This window comes from Amycolatopsis melonis, from assembly GCF_040064235.1.
Taxonomy (GTDB): Bacteria; Actinomycetota; Actinomycetes; order Mycobacteriales; family Pseudonocardiaceae; genus Amycolatopsis; species Amycolatopsis melonis.
This window is the reverse complement of sequence record NZ_JBDZYD010000006.1, coordinates 217,842-234,279: the sequence shown is the minus strand read 5'-3', so window position 1 is coordinate 234,279 and position 16,438 is coordinate 217,842. Positions and strand designations below refer to the sequence as shown.

At 68.9% G+C, this 16,438-nt stretch carries 15 protein-coding genes and 1 tRNA gene; 4 read left to right on the top strand and 12 right to left on the bottom strand.

The window, feature by feature from the left end; genetic code table 11:
• Positions 1-143: 143 nt before the first annotated feature.
• Entirely contained in the window at positions 144-2,243 is a 2,100-nt protein-coding gene (locus ABJI51_RS18035) for a tetratricopeptide repeat protein (protein WP_348952187.1), read from the top strand.
• 218 nt (positions 2,244-2,461) lie between these two features.
• Here ABJI51_RS18035 and ABJI51_RS18030 read toward each other — a convergent pair whose 3' ends face one another.
• The 5 genes from ABJI51_RS18030 to ABJI51_RS18010 all read right to left on the bottom strand — a co-directional run bounded on the left by ABJI51_RS18030 (position 2,462) and on the right by ABJI51_RS18010 (position 8,786).
• Positions 2,462-6,130 carry a hypothetical protein gene (locus tag ABJI51_RS18030; protein ID WP_348952186.1) on the bottom strand — a complete coding sequence of 1,223 codons (3,669 nt, stop codon included), beginning with the start codon at positions 6,128-6,130 and terminating at the stop codon, positions 2,462-2,464.
• Between the two features lie 886 nt (positions 6,131-7,016).
• On the bottom strand, positions 7,017-7,181 hold the full coding sequence (locus tag ABJI51_RS18025) for a hypothetical protein (protein ID WP_348952185.1): 165 nt from the start codon (positions 7,179-7,181) through the stop codon (positions 7,017-7,019).
• Between the two features lie 117 nt (positions 7,182-7,298).
• Positions 7,299-7,763 (bottom strand): hypothetical protein, encoded by a 465-nt coding sequence (locus ABJI51_RS18020; RefSeq protein ID WP_348952184.1) that lies wholly within the window; start codon positions 7,761-7,763, stop codon positions 7,299-7,301.
• Between the two features lie 118 nt (positions 7,764-7,881).
• On the bottom strand, positions 7,882-8,079 hold the full coding sequence (locus tag ABJI51_RS18015) for a hypothetical protein (RefSeq protein ID WP_348952183.1): 198 nt from the start codon (positions 8,077-8,079) through the stop codon (positions 7,882-7,884).
• Positions 8,079-8,786, bottom strand: coding sequence for a S8 family serine peptidase (locus ABJI51_RS18010; RefSeq protein WP_348952182.1), 708 nt, complete (start codon positions 8,784-8,786; stop codon positions 8,079-8,081). The genes ABJI51_RS18015 and ABJI51_RS18010 overlap by 1 nt, the downstream gene beginning before the upstream one ends.
• 51 nt (positions 8,787-8,837) lie before the next feature.
• Here ABJI51_RS18010 and ABJI51_RS18005 point away from each other — a divergent pair, with 51 nt between their 5' ends.
• Complete coding sequence (locus ABJI51_RS18005) at positions 8,838-9,056, top strand: hypothetical protein (RefSeq protein ID WP_348952181.1); 219 nt, start codon at positions 8,838-8,840, stop codon at positions 9,054-9,056.
• A gap of 48 nt (positions 9,057-9,104) precedes the next feature.
• Positions 9,105-9,314: a hypothetical protein gene (locus tag ABJI51_RS18000; RefSeq protein ID WP_348952180.1), complete on the top strand. Its 210-nt coding sequence runs from the start codon at positions 9,105-9,107 to the stop codon at positions 9,312-9,314.
• Positions 9,315-9,537: 223 nt separating this feature from the next.
• On the opposite strand, the gene ABJI51_RS17995 is transcribed toward ABJI51_RS18000, so the two are convergent.
• From ABJI51_RS17995 to ABJI51_RS17980, 4 genes are all read right to left on the bottom strand, one after another.
• Complete coding sequence (locus ABJI51_RS17995) at positions 9,538-9,783, bottom strand: hypothetical protein (RefSeq protein WP_348952179.1); 246 nt, start codon at positions 9,781-9,783, stop codon at positions 9,538-9,540.
• Between the two features lie 1,051 nt (positions 9,784-10,834).
• Positions 10,835-11,380, bottom strand: a complete 546-nt coding sequence (locus tag ABJI51_RS17990) for a DUF3558 domain-containing protein (RefSeq protein WP_348952178.1) — start codon at positions 11,378-11,380, stop codon at positions 10,835-10,837.
• Positions 11,381-11,432: 52 nt separating this feature from the next.
• Positions 11,433-12,065 carry a hypothetical protein gene (locus tag ABJI51_RS17985; protein WP_348952177.1) on the bottom strand — a complete coding sequence of 211 codons (633 nt, stop codon included), beginning with the start codon at positions 12,063-12,065 and terminating at the stop codon, positions 11,433-11,435.
• A 703-nt stretch (positions 12,066-12,768) separates the two neighbouring features.
• Positions 12,769-12,841: transfer RNA gene (locus tag ABJI51_RS17980), tRNA-Asn, on the bottom strand.
• 167 nt (positions 12,842-13,008) lie between these two features.
• On the opposite strand from ABJI51_RS17980, the gene ABJI51_RS17975 reads away from it, so the two are divergent.
• A complete protein-coding gene (locus ABJI51_RS17975) occupies positions 13,009-13,179 on the top strand; it encodes a hypothetical protein (protein WP_166641722.1) in 171 nt (56 codons plus the stop codon).
• Here ABJI51_RS17975 and ABJI51_RS17970 read toward each other — a convergent pair.
• Genes ABJI51_RS17970 through dnaG form a run of 3 tightly spaced genes read right to left on the bottom strand, consistent with a single transcriptional unit; the run spans position 13,176 to position 16,421 of the window.
• On the bottom strand, positions 13,176-13,937 hold the full coding sequence (locus tag ABJI51_RS17970) for a trans-aconitate 2-methyltransferase (protein WP_348952176.1): 762 nt from the start codon (positions 13,935-13,937) through the stop codon (positions 13,176-13,178). The genes ABJI51_RS17975 and ABJI51_RS17970 overlap by 4 nt on opposite strands.
• Positions 13,938-13,984: 47 nt before the next feature.
• Positions 13,985-14,506, bottom strand: coding sequence for a hypothetical protein (locus ABJI51_RS17965; RefSeq protein ID WP_348952175.1), 522 nt, complete (start codon positions 14,504-14,506; stop codon positions 13,985-13,987).
• A 1-nt stretch (position 14,507) separates the two neighbouring features.
• A complete protein-coding gene (gene dnaG / locus ABJI51_RS17960) occupies positions 14,508-16,421 on the bottom strand; it encodes a DNA primase (protein ID WP_348952174.1) in 1,914 nt (637 codons plus the stop codon).
• Positions 16,422-16,438: the final 17 nt, after the last annotated feature.

Sequence of the window (16,438 nt, the reverse complement as noted above, 5' to 3'; positions counted from 1 at the left end):
GGAACGTAATTCAAACCGGGGCTATCTACGGCAACGTGCACTTTCACCAGCCTCGCCCGTCGGTACCTCTGCCGCATCGGACCGGAGTTCCTCCGCAGCAAGCAGCGGCCTTTCAGGACCGCGCCGGGACGACACGCCTTCTGGTGCAAGCGTTGGAGAGCGGGAACGCCGCGGTGCTGACCGGCCGGCCGCGGATGCACACCGGGGTGGTGTCGGGGTTGGGCGGGGTCGGCAAGACTCAGGTAGCGCTGAATTACGCCCAGCGGCTGTGGACCGCGGGTGAGCTGGATGTGTGGGTGTGGGTGACGGCGGGATCGCGGGAGGCGATCGTGTCCAGCTACGCACGCCTGGCCGCCGACCTGGCCGGCGTTGAGGACGTCGACCCAGAGCACGGTGCGGTGTGGTTGCTGGAATGGCTGGCCGCCAGCCCTGTGCGATGGCTGGTCGTGCTCGATGACGTGCAGAACCCGGCCGATCTGCGTGGCCTGTGGCCTCCAGCTGCTCCAGGTGGGCGGGTAGTGGTGACCACCCGGCGCCGGGACGCCGCGCTCCGCGGACATGGCCGCTGCCTGGTCGAGGTCGACGTGTTCACCGCGGTTGAGGCGGAGGGGTACCTGCGGGCGGCGCTGGCCGACCGGCCTTACCTGGCCAACAGTGTGGCGGAGCTGGCGGTTGAGCTGGGGTATTTGCCGTTGGCGCTGGCGCAGGCCGCCGCATACATGCTGGACCGGGAGCTGTCCTGCACCGGCTACCTAGCGCGGTGGGTCAGCCGTCAGCAGAGCCTGGCTTCGCTGCTGCCCGAACCGGACGGGTTGCCCGATGAGCACCGCGCGACGGTGGCCACAACGTGGTCGTTGTCGGTCGAGCAGGCCAACCGGCTGGAGCCGGCCGGGACCGCGGGGGTGTTGCTGGAGGTGGTCAGCGTGCTGGACCCCCACGGCATTCCCGCCGCGTTGTTCACCACCTCAGCCGTGACCGACCTGCTCGGGGATCACGTGGGACGGGAAGTCGGTGCTGAGCAGGCATGTGACGGGCTGGGGTGCCTAAGCCGGCTGAACTTGATCACCCTGGACCCTGCGTCGGAAACCCGGACGGTGCGGGTGCACGCGTTGGTACAGCGCGCCACCCACGACGCCTTGCCCAGTCAGCGGCATGCGGCGCTGGCAGCTGCAGCGGGTGACGCGTTGCTGGAAATCTGGCCTGATCCGGAGCGCGACGCCGCGCTGGGGCAGGTACTGCGTGCCAACACAGACGCACTGGCCGCGATGGCCGGCGAGCACCTCTGGAAGCCCGACGGACATGCCGTGTTGTTCCGGGCGGGGGACAGCCTCGGCGACCGAGGTTTGGTCACCGAGGCCGGAACCTACTATCGCCGGCTCCGCACCACCGCCGCAGAACAACTAGGCCCGGATCATCCTCATACCTTGGCCACCCGCCACAAGATCGCTCATTGGCGGGGTGAGGCGGGTGACCCAGGTGGGGCCGCGACCGCGTTCGAGGAGCTGCTCACCGACTACGAGCGAGTTCTGGGCCCCGACCATCCCGACACCTTGACCACCCGCCACCACCTCGCCAGATGGCGGGGTAAGGCGGGTGACCCAGGTGGGGCCGCGACCGCGTTCGAGGAGCTGCTCACCGACTACGAGCGAGTGCTGGGTCCCGACCATCCCGACACCCTGTCCACCCGCCACCACCTCGCCAGATGGCGAGGTGAAGTGGGTGATCCGGCTGCGGCCGTCGCCGCGTTCGAGGAGTCGCTCACCGATCACGAGCGAGTGCTGGGTCCCGACCATCCCGACACCTTGACCACCCGCCACCACCTCGCCAGATGGCGAGGTGAGGCGGGTGATCCGGCTGCGGCCGTCGCCGCGTTCGAAGAGTTGCTCACCGACCGAGTACGGGTGCTCGGCCCAGAGCATCCTCGCACCTTGATCACCCGCCACAACATCGCGTACTGGCGAGGTAAGGCGGGCGACCCGGCCCGGGCCGTCGCCGCGTTCGAAGAGTTGCTCACCGACCGGCTACGGGTGCTCGGCCCAGACCATCCCCACACCCTGACAACTCGCCACCACCTCGCCAGATGGCGAGGTGAGGCGGGTGATCCGGCCGGAGCCGTCGCCGCGTTCGAAGAGTTGCTCACCGACCGGCTACGGGTGCTCGGCCCAGACCATCCCCACACCCTGACCACCCGCCACCACATCGCCCGTTGGCGCCATCAATTGTCTGGGAAACCGCCCTCTTGAGCAGCTCGTCGATCGATCGTGCGACCCCGGTTTATGCCGCTGGAATATCCGCTTCTGCCGATGAGCGAACTCGAGCTGGTCTTGGTGGCCAGCGATTGATCAGCACGGTGCGTAACAGGTCCCGTGGACGAAGCGACTGTGTGCGGTAGTCAGATTCTTACGTCGACGACAAGTTGGGACGTTCGAACGCCCAGTAGAAGCGAGAAAGCTTAAGACGACTAGCTTCGGTTCCAGACGATGTCGACCTCCTGCGCTATCGTCCACACCAGCTCTGGCCGCGCCGAGAGTAATTGATTCACAGCTTGAGCCCACTCGACTGCGAGTATTGCCTCCGCCACGATCGTGACTTTGCGCTCCTGCGGCAGGTACGGCTGGAGTCGCAGCAGGTACAGGGCTCGATTCTCGGCGTCGGTGGAGATCCGGGCGACAGCTTCGGCTCGCTCCACGCAGGGGCGGACCAGGGCGGCGCGGACGATCCTGTCAATCGCATCTTCTCGCGAATCGGCCTTAGAGATGGCTCGAACCTGCCGATCGGCCCGGTCGGCATCACCGACGGCCTGGGCCGCCTCGGCCAGGTCGGCCCGGGTCGAGCTCACCCACGGTTCAGTATCAGGTGCCGCCTCGACGATCCGTTCACCGGCGTCGAGGAGTCGGCTTGCCTGGTTGGCTGGGCCGCTCTTGGCTAGTTGGGCCAACGCGGTTGCGCAAATGCCGGGATTGGAAAAGGTGCCGACAAGCTTCTCCGCAGTCGCAAGGTTGCCGATACGGGCGTGTCCGGTCGCTACTCCGGCGAGAGCCGCTTCCCGCTCATCGGTGTCCAGGACAGCGTCGGCAACATCTTCTGCGTACGTTAACAGCTGCTCGGCTAGTCGGCGCTCGTCGCAGTCGATCGCGGCCAACGCGATCTGCGCGGCCGCGAAGACGCGGCGGTGGCCGGTGGAGTCGACGTGCCGGCCTGCCTCGTCGAGAAGGCCCTGGGCTCGATCTCGCTGGCCCACTGTCGCGGCGGCGCGGGCGAGGTTCAACAGACCGTCGATCAGTTCGCCCGGGTCGGTCATGGAACGCACGATCGCTTCGGCCCGATCATGATCACCGGCGGTCAGCAACCCAGAAGCTACCCACCCGCGCAGGTCATCCCGCTCGCCCTCGTCGGCCACAGACTCAATGGTCCTCAGCGCACGCTCGACAGCGACCTCTACCGGGGCGGACAGCTCGGCCGAAACTGCGGTCTTCAGAACGGTGACCATCAAGAAGACGCGTTCGTCCGCGTCGAGATCGTCGGTCAGCGCCACAGCCCGTTCGAGCAGACCGGTAACAAGGTCGGCGCTGGGCCCCTCCGGTCCGGGGTGGGAGGCGTGCGCGCGTGCAAGTTCGGCCAGCGTCGTTGCCCTGATCCCCGGCCAAATGACCGACCGAGCGCATCGTTCGGCATCGGCGAGAAGGTGGGACGCACGTTCAGTATCGCCTGCGCGAGCACAGGCGGAACCGGCGTCGGTCAGTGCACTGCTACGCGAAGCAGGTTCGGCCACCATCTTCGCCAACTGTTCGGCCCGCTGGTGGTTCCCGGCCTCGGCCGCCGCCCGGGTGAACCGGACCAGCGCCCTGTCCCGGACTGCGGCCGCAAGGCCACCGGTCAATTCTTCGGCGCGGTGATGATTCCCGGCTTTCGCAGCGGTGCTGGCGATAGCCTGGGCGATGCGACTCGCGGCACGCTCCCGAGACTTCGGATTAGTGATCGACGGCAGTAGCTTCCCGGCTAGGTCGTGGTCTACCTCAGCGACGGCGGCAGTGATCTCCTCGACGGCTCGATCTCGCTCGTCTTGCTCCGAGATTGCGTTGACTATTCGCAGAGCTCGCTCGTGCCCGCAGAGCCGAGTCGCCCTGTCCGAGATCTGAACCAGGGCCTGGTTGCGGCGGCGCGGGTCAGCGACCAGCTCGATCGCAGCCACGGCTTCGGACACCAAGGATTCAACACGGTCTCGCGCGCCGGCTCTCGCTGCCGCGGTTGCGAGATCCACCAGAGCCGGACCACGCCAGCGCGGATCGCTGACCAGTCGCGCCGCTTCTCCTGCCTCATCAATTAGGGCATCCGACGCGTCGCCAAGCTTATTCGCCGCCAGCGCACAGGCGATCAGCGCCCGGCTCCGCGCTTGCGGGCCACGGACGGTCCTGGCATGCTCCATCGCCTCGCCGATCAAAGTCCGGCCCTCGTCGATGCCAGCCCATTCAGCAAGCGCCACCAGAGCGTCACTTCGCCAGTCGGGCTCTCCCACGGCGCGGGCGAGACGGGCCGCCCGCGGCAGGTCGCCCAGCTTGCCTACGGCCTCGGCCACCTCCGACAGCAAGAAATCATCGGGGGCGGCGCAGGCGATGGACTCAGCCGCGGCAAGGGCATCGGTCGTGTGGTCCTGTTCACCGATTTCGGCCGCCGCGGCCGCGATGGCGAGTAGGGCCTCCCCCCGATCGTCCTTGTCCGCCATCGACAGGGCGAGGTTCGTCGCACGGCTGTGGCGGCCGACGAGGGTCCAACCGGCGGGAAGCTCCGTCGGGACGGCGCGGTTGCGATCGCGGAGTCCATCACGATGGACAGCGAGCCGGACCAGTGTCTCGAGGTCCGGTTCATCGGCAGCGGCGACGAGGTCCATCGTCGTGGCGATCTCGGTGAGGGCGGCCGTGTCGCCACCGGAAATGTCTAGCAGGCGGTCCTGGCGGGCCGGGTCGGTGCCCAGCGCGACCAACCGGGGTAGGTCCGCCTGTTCGCGGAGCAAATTGTGGTAGCCGCGCAGCAGATACTCCGAGGTCGACGTGGGCCAGCCACGGCGGCGGTGCTCATCAGCCCAGGTATGCAGGCGGTCGCGATAACCAGCCAGGCGTGTCAGCCCCAGCACATCGCGTGCCGCCACCTGAAGTTCTTCGTGCCCCAGCAGATACACCCGGGGCCCGGTCGTAGGAGCGTAGTGCGCGGAACGATCAGCGAAGCTGCGACCGGCGACGGTGCGCAGGTGGTCGTCGACCTCGAAAAGTGACCAGCCGGTCAGCTCAGCGAGGTCCGCTGCGGTCAGGCCGCCGCCCGCGGCGGTGAGCAGGCCTAGCAAGTCCTGCTCGGCGACGGTCCCGCCCAGTAGCCGCTTGAGGTCACGTTCCATCTCGTGGCGGATTGCGATCGCGTGCGGAGAAGCCGCCAAGGTCCGCACAATGGTCGGGTCACGCAGCGGGTGTCCGGAAGGTACGTCACCGGGGACTGGTGGGTTTGGCCGGCCCGCAACCAACACCCGCAGCCCGGCCGGCGGCTCGGCCGGGAGCAGACCCGCAATGCTGTGGCCGTCCGGGTCGGTAGTCACGCCGCGGTCCTCGTCGAGGCCGTCGACCACCAGCACCAAGTGCTCACCGCGCTCGCGACACGCCTCGGCGGCCTGGGCCAGCAACCGGAGCAGATGCGACTCGCGGGTCGACTCCCCCAGCAGCCGCGGCGGCTCCTGGTCCAAGATGGTGAGCAACTGCTCCAGCACGTTGTCGGTGAATGCCACCCGGTCGTTTTGGCTGGACAGGCGCGCAGTGACGAAAAACGACACGACTCGCACACCCGGTGGCGGCGCGAGAACGAATGACGACAGCAACGCCGACTTGCCCGTCCACGCCGCCGCTCGCACCCACCGGTAGGTGCCAGCGGTCTCCGGAGCCGTGCAGAAAGCATCCAGCTCAGCCAGTTCCTCGTCCCGGCCGCGGAGCTCCGCCGGTGCGATCCGACGGACCTGCGCCATGTACGCGGTCCGTACAGGCGCACCGGTCACCAGCGAAACATCGCCGATGTGCACACCGGTGTTCGCGTAACCACCTCTCGCCGTCGCAGCGCCGGTCCGCGCCGCGGATGCTCGGGAGGCTCCCATGCTCGGCACCTCAGTCGAGGTGGACGCCGGTATTGGCGGTCCCGCCGTCGGACGCGTCGGCGTCGCCAGTGCGGATCGCCCGGACCGAGCCCGTCACCTTCGCCGCCTTGGCCCTAACACCAGTGTTGGCCACTCCACCGCGGCCTGATCCGGCCTTCCCCGTGCGGCTCGCCGTGACTGGCGGCGTCGCGGCTCGAGACGTGGCCTCCGCGGTTCGCCCGGAGGGGCTTCGCAAGGCGGCCCACACGGCGACCCCCACGGCAGCCAGCGAGCCTAGCGCCGAGACTGCGGTCGCGATCTTGTTCGCGTCGTCCCAACGGGCCACAGCAAACCATCCGCTGAGCCCGGCGACAACGAAGAGTGTTATGACGAGAGTCACACGTCCTGCGTTCACATCATCACCATCGCGCACCGACCGACTGCGTAACAACCCGGCCCACAGCGCCACCCATGCACAAACCGCTCCATGGAGCGAAGGAGCAGCCCAAAGTGCCCAGCCAACTCGCCATCCTAAGGCAACTCTCGCCCACACTCACCTCGACGAACACGGCCACCGCGTACCTCCAGTCCATGCCCGGACCGATCTACGGCAATGCTGGCGCCGGTGGTGTTCTAGTCGCGCCATGTCCCATCACCGTTACGCATCCAATCACTGTGCGTGAACGCGCTCTCATGCCGCTGGTCGCGCCGTTACGGCCTACGCGCCTGCCCGAGCCAGGCAGACCTCTGTGGAAATCACAGTGCCAGACAGGTCAACGCCTCAGCAGCGAGCCGCCGGACCTCACTCCAGTCACGGTCCCCGAACCAGGCCGCATCCGTAACTCTGCGGTCGGCTCGTCGGCGCCCGAGTGGATGGCTAACGTCCGCTCAGCCGCCAGGGGTCTACCTAGGGCATTATCGCCGTCACTGGCCGGTGCCGGGGCTCGACGTGCAGGCCGAGCAGCAGGCCGCATCGGTCGACCGGGCACAGCGACAGCTCGACCTGGCCGTAGATCGTCGCGCCCCATCGCAGCTCGATCAGCCCGACCCCGGCGCGGACGGCAGATGGCACCACGACCAGCTGCAGGCGGCGAGGCTACCTGACCTTCGGTGACCTGCGCGGCGGTCGAGGGGTCGATCAGGGCCCACCAGCCACCGCCGTGACTTCGGCAAGTCGAATTGATGGCAGCTACGTTGCCGTGGTGATGCTTACGGGGACGTTGATCTGTGGGGCGACGGGTGTCCAGACGTCGACGTCGAGGTCTGGTGTCTCGATCGAGAGAATCAGGGCGTAGCGGGCGCCGTCCTCGCTGCGGTCGCGTGCCTTGTTTTCCTTCCACCAGCCAGTGACCGGGAACACGGCCAGAGCGCCGCGCTGGGCGAGGTCGGCGGCGTTGCCGGTCCAGATGTCGGTGTGCAGGGCCCCTGGTGCGCGCTCGTCGTCTGGGCCGAAGAACCACTCGCCGGTGTCACTGCTGAAAGTGGCTCGCTGCTCGTCTTCGGCCAGGGCCTTCTCGTTGATGCGCTTCTGGAACTCGGCGTTGGACTCGGTCGCCCGGCGGATGTCGAAGCGAAGACCGTGGGAGGCGCAGCTGTAACGACGCTGCCAGCCGCGCCGACCCGGGTTGAGTTCGATGAAATACGACAACGTCACCAGCAGACGGACCTGCGCCTCCCCAGGTCGGCGAGCACGTCGATGGGCCAAGGTAGGTCGTGGTAGTGGATCTCCCGCATGGTGCCAGCGGCGAATGGGTGGATGGTGTCCTGGACGATCAGGGGCAAAGCATCGGTCGCACTGCGGTGGCCCGGGCAAGGTCAGGCACGCCCATGCCGTAGCGGCGGTGCAGCGCGATGCGGGGTGCCTTCTTCTTGTTGGCCGGGAATTGGGCCTTCATTGCGGGTGTCCACTCGGCGGAGTGCACGATCAGTGCCCGCACGGTCTCCGGCCACAACGCCGGGTACTCCGCCATCACCGACGCCGACAGGCTGCGGCCTGCGCGGTGGCGGCGATGGTGGCATGCGTCGTGGTCAGCAGCCGTGTGGTTCCTAAGGGCGCGTTGGTGGTCAGCAGCTGCAGGTTCAGCGGGGTGTCGAACAAGGTGCCGTCCGGCGACCAGGCGACGTTGCCGCCCTCGAGCACCACGTCGGGCTTGACCGGCCAGGCCCGGCTGAACGCCATCGAGGTGCGGCTGAACGGCGAGAGCTCGCCGCGGGGTGCCCAGGGCGTCCAGCCGGCGAAGTCGGCGGCGGCGCCGGTCATGGAGCCCAGCTCGGTGTACGCGCCGACGGTCAGGACGTTCCACGCCTGGGCCGGGTCTTCCGCCGGTTCCAAATCGCTGCGGTCGAGGTGCTGCTCACCGGGATGCCAGGACCGCACGTTGCCGGCCGACACGACGAACAACCGCTGCGCGTCCTGGTCCGCGTCGTCGAGGAACACCAACCCGTCCTCGCCGGCGAGGACGCTGCGACCGGCGGCGAGCGCCTCGAGGCTGGCCGACCAGTACGACGGCTGCCCAGCCGCAGCCACAGCTGCCGCACCGTTCGGCGATGTCGTCGCAGGTGCGGTCACGGCGAGCGAGTAGACCCGCCGTCGATCCGGCGCCTGAATCTCTGCTCGGCTCGTTCCCGCGGCGGTGACCGCGCCATAGAGGTCGGGAGCGTTCTGCAGCGACGCCACCGCGACGACAACTACCGCTTCCTCGTCGAGCTACACGCCTGCCAGTGCGGGATGCTCGGCGAAATCGGCCTCGTCGACGACCAGCAGCGGCACGGGATCGGAACCCGGGTTCTGGCACAGCTGCGCACCGAGCTGCCCGGATACCGCTGGTTCATCACCCCGGAGAAGACGAGCTCCCGCCCGTTCTGGGACCGGATCCCCAGGGCCTACCCCGGCGAGTACCTCCTCAGCGCCCGCCAGCACATCGGCTGCGAGCACCTGCTGTTCTGAGCGGCCCGGCAGCAAGGCGGGCATCTTCGTCACCGGGCTTATCGCGGCGTGACGTCGCTGCTCACGAGCAGCTCCCCGGCCGCGGCACGCACCACACGGACCCTCATCAGCAGCGCCCGCACCGGTCTGGACACCCGGCCCGCGGAGACACCGCAGCGCCCGCAGGCCGCGGCCGAACCCGCCGACGGCCGGGCACGCGCCGACCGCTCCGCCGCGGGTCAAGCCCGCAGCACCAGCTGCGCACACACGGGGACGTGACACCCACCGCACGCCGCACCCGTCGACGAGCACCACACGCTCTCGAGCCGAGCCTGTCCACCCCGACCGCGGGCCCGCCCGGCGACGGCCCGCCGCCTGGCCGCCACCACCAAGCCCGGGCGCCCCGCGCACCGACGTCGAGGCCCCTGCGGACGAGGCCCGCCCGCGCACCGCCCCCGCCCGCCACCCGGCCCGGCGCCCCGGCCAACCGGCAACGACGACCTCACTTCCCCACTCGCCCTCGCCGAGCGCGGCCACCACGCTTCCGCTGCATAACAGTCCTTCCGACCGCGCCGCCGCCGAGCAGCCAGCCACCAAGGGCCGCTGCCACGCCCGGGACCTGCAGGATCCCGAGAAGGCAAACAAACAGCAGCGCCGCGAGCATCATGATCAACACCCCGACGCGCACCGTGTTGCCGGTGTCCGTGACGATCGTCAACACAAACTGGAAAACCTCAACCTGACTCATATCTACCTCCATGAATCGAATTAAAATTGCTAGCCCACCTCCATCCGGACATGAACTACAGGGATACTACATGTGGGGGCCGCAGGTTCAAAGAAGGTCTTTTACCTGGGAAAACACTGACAACAAGGAACGTGATCTGATTACGTAAAAGGAATCCGGTAAACCCGGCCCGGGTACTCGGTACGTCGAGCAGGCACGCCTTCAACGGTCACCCGAATCCGCCCCGGCCGCCACACGCCGGCACCACCGGGAAACCGCAGCAGGAGCGGTCGGCGCGCGCCCCACGGCCCCGACGACCGCAACCGCTGACCTTAGCCACATGGGGCCTCGCAGGCGCGGATCTCGCAGGTGCGGACCTCCGCGACGCGGACCTCGGCACAGCTCACCACGACCGGGCTACCGTCGTCACCGGCGTTTCAATCAGCCCCGAGTCCAAGGGCGCGTGATAGTGACTACCGCCCGAAATCCGGCGTTACCACCGCGCCGAGGCGAGCCCGCCCCAGGCCCCGCCGCACCGACCCCCGCCACCGCCACCGCGGGCCGCGGCAAACGAGCAGGTTGACCACGACACCCCCAGCACCTCAACACTGCGGCCAGCGACCAGCCCAGCGGCCGCGACGCCGCCCCGAGAACTTCCGGTACAGGGCGTGACACCTCCCCAGCCAACCGCCGACGTGGGTTGGCCACGCCGGCCCGCCGACACCCACACCGGGCACCGACCTAGGGCGTGCCGCCATCGGAGCAGCTCCTCGATGATCGCCTTCAGCATCGGAACGTCGCCTTTGGACACTGCAAGAAAAGCCAGCAGCAGAAAGCCTGCGATCAGCAGCACCTGCAGGGACTTTTCAGTCGCGTAGCGCCGCAGCCACACCTGCAACCGCAATGAGGGCGATCAACACCGCAGCGACTGCGATTTCGTACCAGGCCATCTAGCCCCTTCCCAAGCGGTCTTTTGGCGCAAGATCAGGGGGCGAGATGCACTCGGACGGGTGAAACACCCGAAAAGAGTGTTCAGCGCGGCTCTCGCTGACACTGCCTAGCTAGGCGCTGGCTAGTTTTGGCGAAGGTTGCCGATGACGGCTTCGGCCATTTTGGCGACTCCGCCGCAGCGGTCGTTGGCCCAGTAGTTGCCGGGCAGGTCCTTCCCGCAGATCTGGAAGGTCAGCATCTGCTGGTCGGTGACCTGGACGGCGACCGAGCAGTCGTCGGTGCTGCCGCGTTGGTGGTAGACAATGGCGGGCAGGCCCTCGATCGAGGTTTCGGTCCACGGTTCGAACATGTCGCCTTTCCGCGCCGGCGACTCCGCCAGCTCGGTGAGGGTGCGTGGGCGCGTGGCCGGTTTCGAGGCGGTGGCGTTCGTGCCGAGGGGCGTGACCCAGGAGCAGCCGTAGATGGGCGCGGTAGCCTTCCGGAACGCGCTGACCTCGGCGGGTGGATCGGCCGCAACGGCAGCGACCTGGTCTTTGGTGAGCAGGCTGCACGGGTCGGTCTCGAACTTGGCCAGGTCAAGGGGCTTGTCGACCTGGTCCAGCGGCAGCGGCGCGCCGGTCTGCGCGGGGGCTGGGTCAGTACGCGTTCGGGTGCCGAAGGGCCGCACCCGGTGAGCACGCTCGCCGCCACGAGCGCGGCACATCCGAGGGCTCGTGTCTTCATTCCGGAGCTGCTGATGGGTCGATGCGCCATTGCTTCGCGTTGTCCATTCCGGAGTTGGTGGGCATCGGGGGCAGGTCGGGGAAGTCGGTGTCGCCCTGCACGATGGCGGTGGCCTGCGCCTGGAAGTTGCCCAGCGTGGAGACCGCCTGGTTGAACAGCCCGGTGATGGCGGTGACGAGGTTGGCGAACGCGTCGATGACGGCGTCGATGACGTCCTTGGAGGTGAATATGTCGACGATGGGAATCCCGGAGGTCACGATCGCGACGATCGTCTTGTAGCCGAGCTTGCCGAGCTCGGCGGCGCAGGTGCCGATGAACTCGATGGCTTTGCTGTAGGTCTCGATCACGCAGGCGGCGATCCCGGAGAGGATGCCGGACATGCTGCCGACGACGTCCTGCTGGTCACCGAGCGCTTTCCCGACGGTGCCGGCGTAGGTGTTGAACTGGGCGGCAGCGCGTCCGGTCCAGGTGCCGGCCACCGCTTGGACCGCGTTGCTCGCACCGAAGATCGAGACGATGCTCGCGTCCTCGCCAGGGCGATTGACGAGCCGGTTTACCTGACCCAGCGGAAGAACACTCCGGGGAAGTACGTCGGACTCGGGACTCTGATCTCGACGCTCGGTAAGCACGGCTTGGACGAGTCCTGGGGCAGGTATCTCTCCACACTGCTCGCCGGCCCGACGGGGTGGAATCTGCGGAACGAGCTGGCACACGGGTTCGTCGACGAGGTCTCCGCGCCCATGGCCGCGCTGCTGATCCAGGCGGCGCTCTACGTCGCCAACCTCGCCCCGCGCGCGGACGAGCCGCCGCCGACGCCAGAGGCCGAATGGGCGCACCGCTCGAGACGTACATGCAGACCGGCCGCAACCTGCGCCCCGTCGAGAGCACCGGGCAGCAGACCACAACTCGCCGCCGCGGAGGCTTGGGAGGCGGCCGGCCAGCCGGACACAGAGTCGACCGCAGCGAGCGGCGCCGAGTTCGCCCCGTCCTACGGGTTACGCAGCGCGTCGGCGAACCGCTCCTCCATGAGTTCGTACTTGCCGAGGACAATGTCGTCCTGCTGCCGAAGTAGCGGACGAACCGGCCCCCCTCCGGCCGGGCACGGTCAGCTTTTAAGCACCCCGTTCTGCGTACGACGCGTCGCAGAACGTCGTACAGACCCATCCTGCCTGGCCGCGGTTCGGCATGCCCGCGTCGCTGAATGGCACGCCGTGGTCTGCTGGTGCACGCAGCCGGGCAGCGTTGTGCCTATCCTTGGACGATCGTCTAGACACTAAATCGCCCCTCGACCGCAGACGCGAAGAAGGCCCAGGTCGATGACCTGGGCCTCTGCTCCCCCGCTTGGACTCGAACCAAGAACCCTCCGGTTAACAGCCGAATGCTCTGCCAGTTGAGCTACAGGGGAATGTCGCTCACTTCCGGTGCCGGTCTCTCCGACCGACAAGAAGAACTTTAGACCATGCCTCCCAAGGCCTTCACACCACCCCCCTCTTTACGGCGGCCACCCCCTGCGGGGTGTTTTCCTGGACAATGGACAGTCGGACGACCTAACGACGGAAGGCGTGGACGCGGATGAAGAAGTTCCTGCTGGGGGCGGGCCTGGGGTACGTGCTGGGCGCCAAGGCAGGCCGGGGGCGGTACGAGCAGCTCGTGCGCACCTACCGCCGGGTCGTCGACCATCCGATGGTGCAGGGCGCCGCCGGGGTGGCGCGCGCCAAGATCAGTGAGAAGGTGCGGCGCTAGACCTGGGCCACCACGAACACGCGGCGGAACTCGAACCACGTCGTCCCGTCGGGGCGGGGCGGGTACGCCTCGTCGAGGCGGGGGGCCAGGTCCGCGCGGAACCGGGCCCACTCCTCGTCGGTCAGCTCCGCGCGGATCGGGCGCAACGCCGTTCCCGTGATCCACTCCAGCACCGGGGACGGCCCGCGCAGCGGCTGAACGTACGTGGTCTCCCAGGCGTCGACGCCGCAGCCCGCGTCGGCCAGCAGGTTCGCGTAGCCCAGCGGGCTCAGGACCGCGTCGTCCTCGCGTAGGACGACCTCCGCCAGGCGGGACGCCCAGGCCGGGGACGCCGCCAGCTCGCGGGTCAGCACGTGCGACGGCGCGGCGAAGTTCCCCGGCACCTGGATCGCCAGATACGCCCCCGTCGGCAGCGAGGCTGCCCATCGACGCAGGAGCGAGCCGTGGTCCGGCACCCACTGCAGGACCGCGTTCGACACCACGACGTCGGTGTCCGGGGCCGGTGTCCAGTCGCGGACGTCGAGCAGGGCCGCGTCGAGGCCGCGGGCGCGGGCCGCCTTCACCATTTCGGGTGAACTATCGCTGCACTCCAGGGTGGCCGAGGGCCAGCGGTCGCGCAGGGACACCGTCAGGTTGCCGGGGCCGCAGCCGAGGTCGACGACCCGACGAGGCTCCGTGGCGCCGATGCGGGCCACCAGGTCGTGGAACGGCCGGGCCCGCAGGTCGGCGTAGTCGAGGTACTTGTCGGGATCCCACACGGCCGCCTCCCAGTAACAGTACGCCTGTACTGAGTACGAGCGTACTGCTATTCGGCGGGGTTGACCAGCTTCGCGGCGACCTGCTCGGCGATGGCCTCCACCAGCGCGACGTCGGTGCCCGGGTCCGGCCGGACCTGCAGGACCGTGCCGTCGCGGCCGGGGATCTTGCGCTGGACGAACCACGCTCCGCCGGACCCGATCTCCTGCCGGTGCCGCGAGCGGATCGAGCCCTCGACACGCTGGTAGGCCTCGCGCGGCACCTTGCCCGGCCGCGGCAGCCGGAACCGGACCGGGGGACGGTCGGCCAGCACGACCGCCGAGCCCGCGGTGCCCACCTCGGCCGACTCGGTCAGCGTGAAGACGCCGTCGGCCCAGGCCGCCTTGCCGACCAGGTGCCAGCCGACGCGGCGGGCCCCGTCCCCGGCCGGGATCCACAGCCCCAGCGCGGTGACGACCAGGTGCCCGCCGCCCTCGACCGGGGCGCTGTCGACGACGTCCTCGCCCGGCGCCAGCTCACCGGCGAAGCCCGGCGGCGTGCGGTCGCCGAGCAGGCGGCGCAGGAGGCTCATCTCAGCTCCACGCGCTGGCGGCGGCCTGCTCGCCCAGCGACTTCTTGTACTGCTCCAGCGCGACCAGGTCGCCGAACAGCGCGCGGTAGTCGTCCGGCGCCTCGACCGGCGACAGCCGCTGCAGCTTGCCCTTGATCTCGGCGATCTGCCGCCCGACGAGGTTCTCCTGCAGCCGGGCCAGGATCGACGAGATGTACCGGGAGTCGACCTCGTCCTTGGCCTGCAACGGTTCCACGGCCAGTTCCGACAGCACCCGCCGGACCGTCCCTTCCGGACAGTGCTGGGCCGCCGCGTCCAGCAGGGCCGGGCCGGTCAGGCCCGCGGCCGCGCCGCCGGCCTTGAGCACGGCCTCGTGCACCGCCGCGTACACCGGGTGGGTGAAGGCTTCCAGTGGCAGCGCGTCGTACTCCGGACCGGCGATCGCGGGCTGCTGCAGTGCGGCCTTGAGCGCCTCACGCTGGACGGCGAACCGCGGGTCCTTCGGCGACGGGCGGGCCACGTCCGGCGTCGCGGGCGCCTCCGCGGCGGCGGCGCGGGCGGGCTGCCGGACGGGAGCGCCGCCGCGCCGGTCGGTCGCGCCCGCGCTGCCGCGGACGCGGTTGACCACCTGCGCGACGTCCTGCCAGCCGACCCACCAGGCGAGCTTCGACGCGTAGCCGTCGCGCGCCGCGCGGTCCTTGATCGACGCCACCATCGGCACGGTCTTCTGCAGCGCCGCGACCTGGCCGTCGACCGAGTCGAGGTCGTAGTTCTTGAGCGTGCTGCGGATGACGAACTCGAACAGCGGGGTCCGCCGCGCGACCAGGTCCTTCACCGCGCTGTCGCCCTTGGCCAGGCGCAGCTCGCACGGGTCCATGCCGTCCGGCGCGACCGCGATGTACGTCTGGCCCGCGAACGTCTGGTCGCCCTCGAACGCCTTGAGCGCGGCCTTCTGGCCCGCTTCGTCGCCGTCGAAGGTGAAGATCACTTCGCCGCGGAAGGCGTCGTCGTCCATCATCAGCCGGCGCAGCACCTTCATGTGGTCCTCGCCGAACGCCGTGCCCGAGGAGGCCACGGCGGTCGGCACGCCCGCGGCGTGCATCGCCATGACGTCGGTGTAGCCCTCGACCACGACCACCTGGTGCCGCTTGGCGATCTCGCGCTTGGCCAGGTCGAGGCCGAACATGACCTGGGACTTCTTGTAGATCGGCGACTCGGCGGTGTTGAGGTACTTCGCCGAGATCCGGTCGTCGTCGAACAGCCGCCGCGCGCCGAAGCCGACGACGTCGTTGCCGACGTCGCGGATCGGCCAGACGAGCCGCCGGTGGAACCGGTCCATCGGGCCGCGCTGGCCCTCCTTGGACAGCCCGGCGGTGAGCAGCTCCTTGACTTCGAAACCGCGGTTGAGCAGGAACTTCGTCAGCTTGTCCCAGCCGCCGGGTGCGTACCCGCAGCCGAACTTCTTCGCCATCGCGGCGTCGAACCCGCGCTCGGACAGGAAGTCCCGCGCCGGGCGCGCCTCGTCGGTGAGCAGCTGCTCGGCGTAGAACTCCTGCGCGATGCGGTGTGCCTCGACCAGCCGGGTGCGGCTGCCGCGGTCGCGCTGGACCGTCGCGCCGCCGCCCTCGTAGGTGAGCCGGATGCCGACCCGGTCGGCCAGCCGCTCGACGGCCTCGACGAACGAGATGAGGTCGATCTTCTGGATGAACTTGATGACGTCGCCGCCCTCGCCACAGCCGAAGCAGTGGAAGGTCCCGTGCGTGGGGCGGACGTTGAACGACGGGGTCTTCTCGTTGTGGAACGGGCAGAGGCCCTTCAGGCTGCCCCCACCGGCGCGGCGCAGTGCCACGTACTCCCCGACGACCTCGTCGATCCGGTTCCGCTCGCGCACCTCCGCGATGTCGCTCTCCCGAATCCGTCCTGCCACGCCGCCCACTCTAGTCTGCCGGGTGC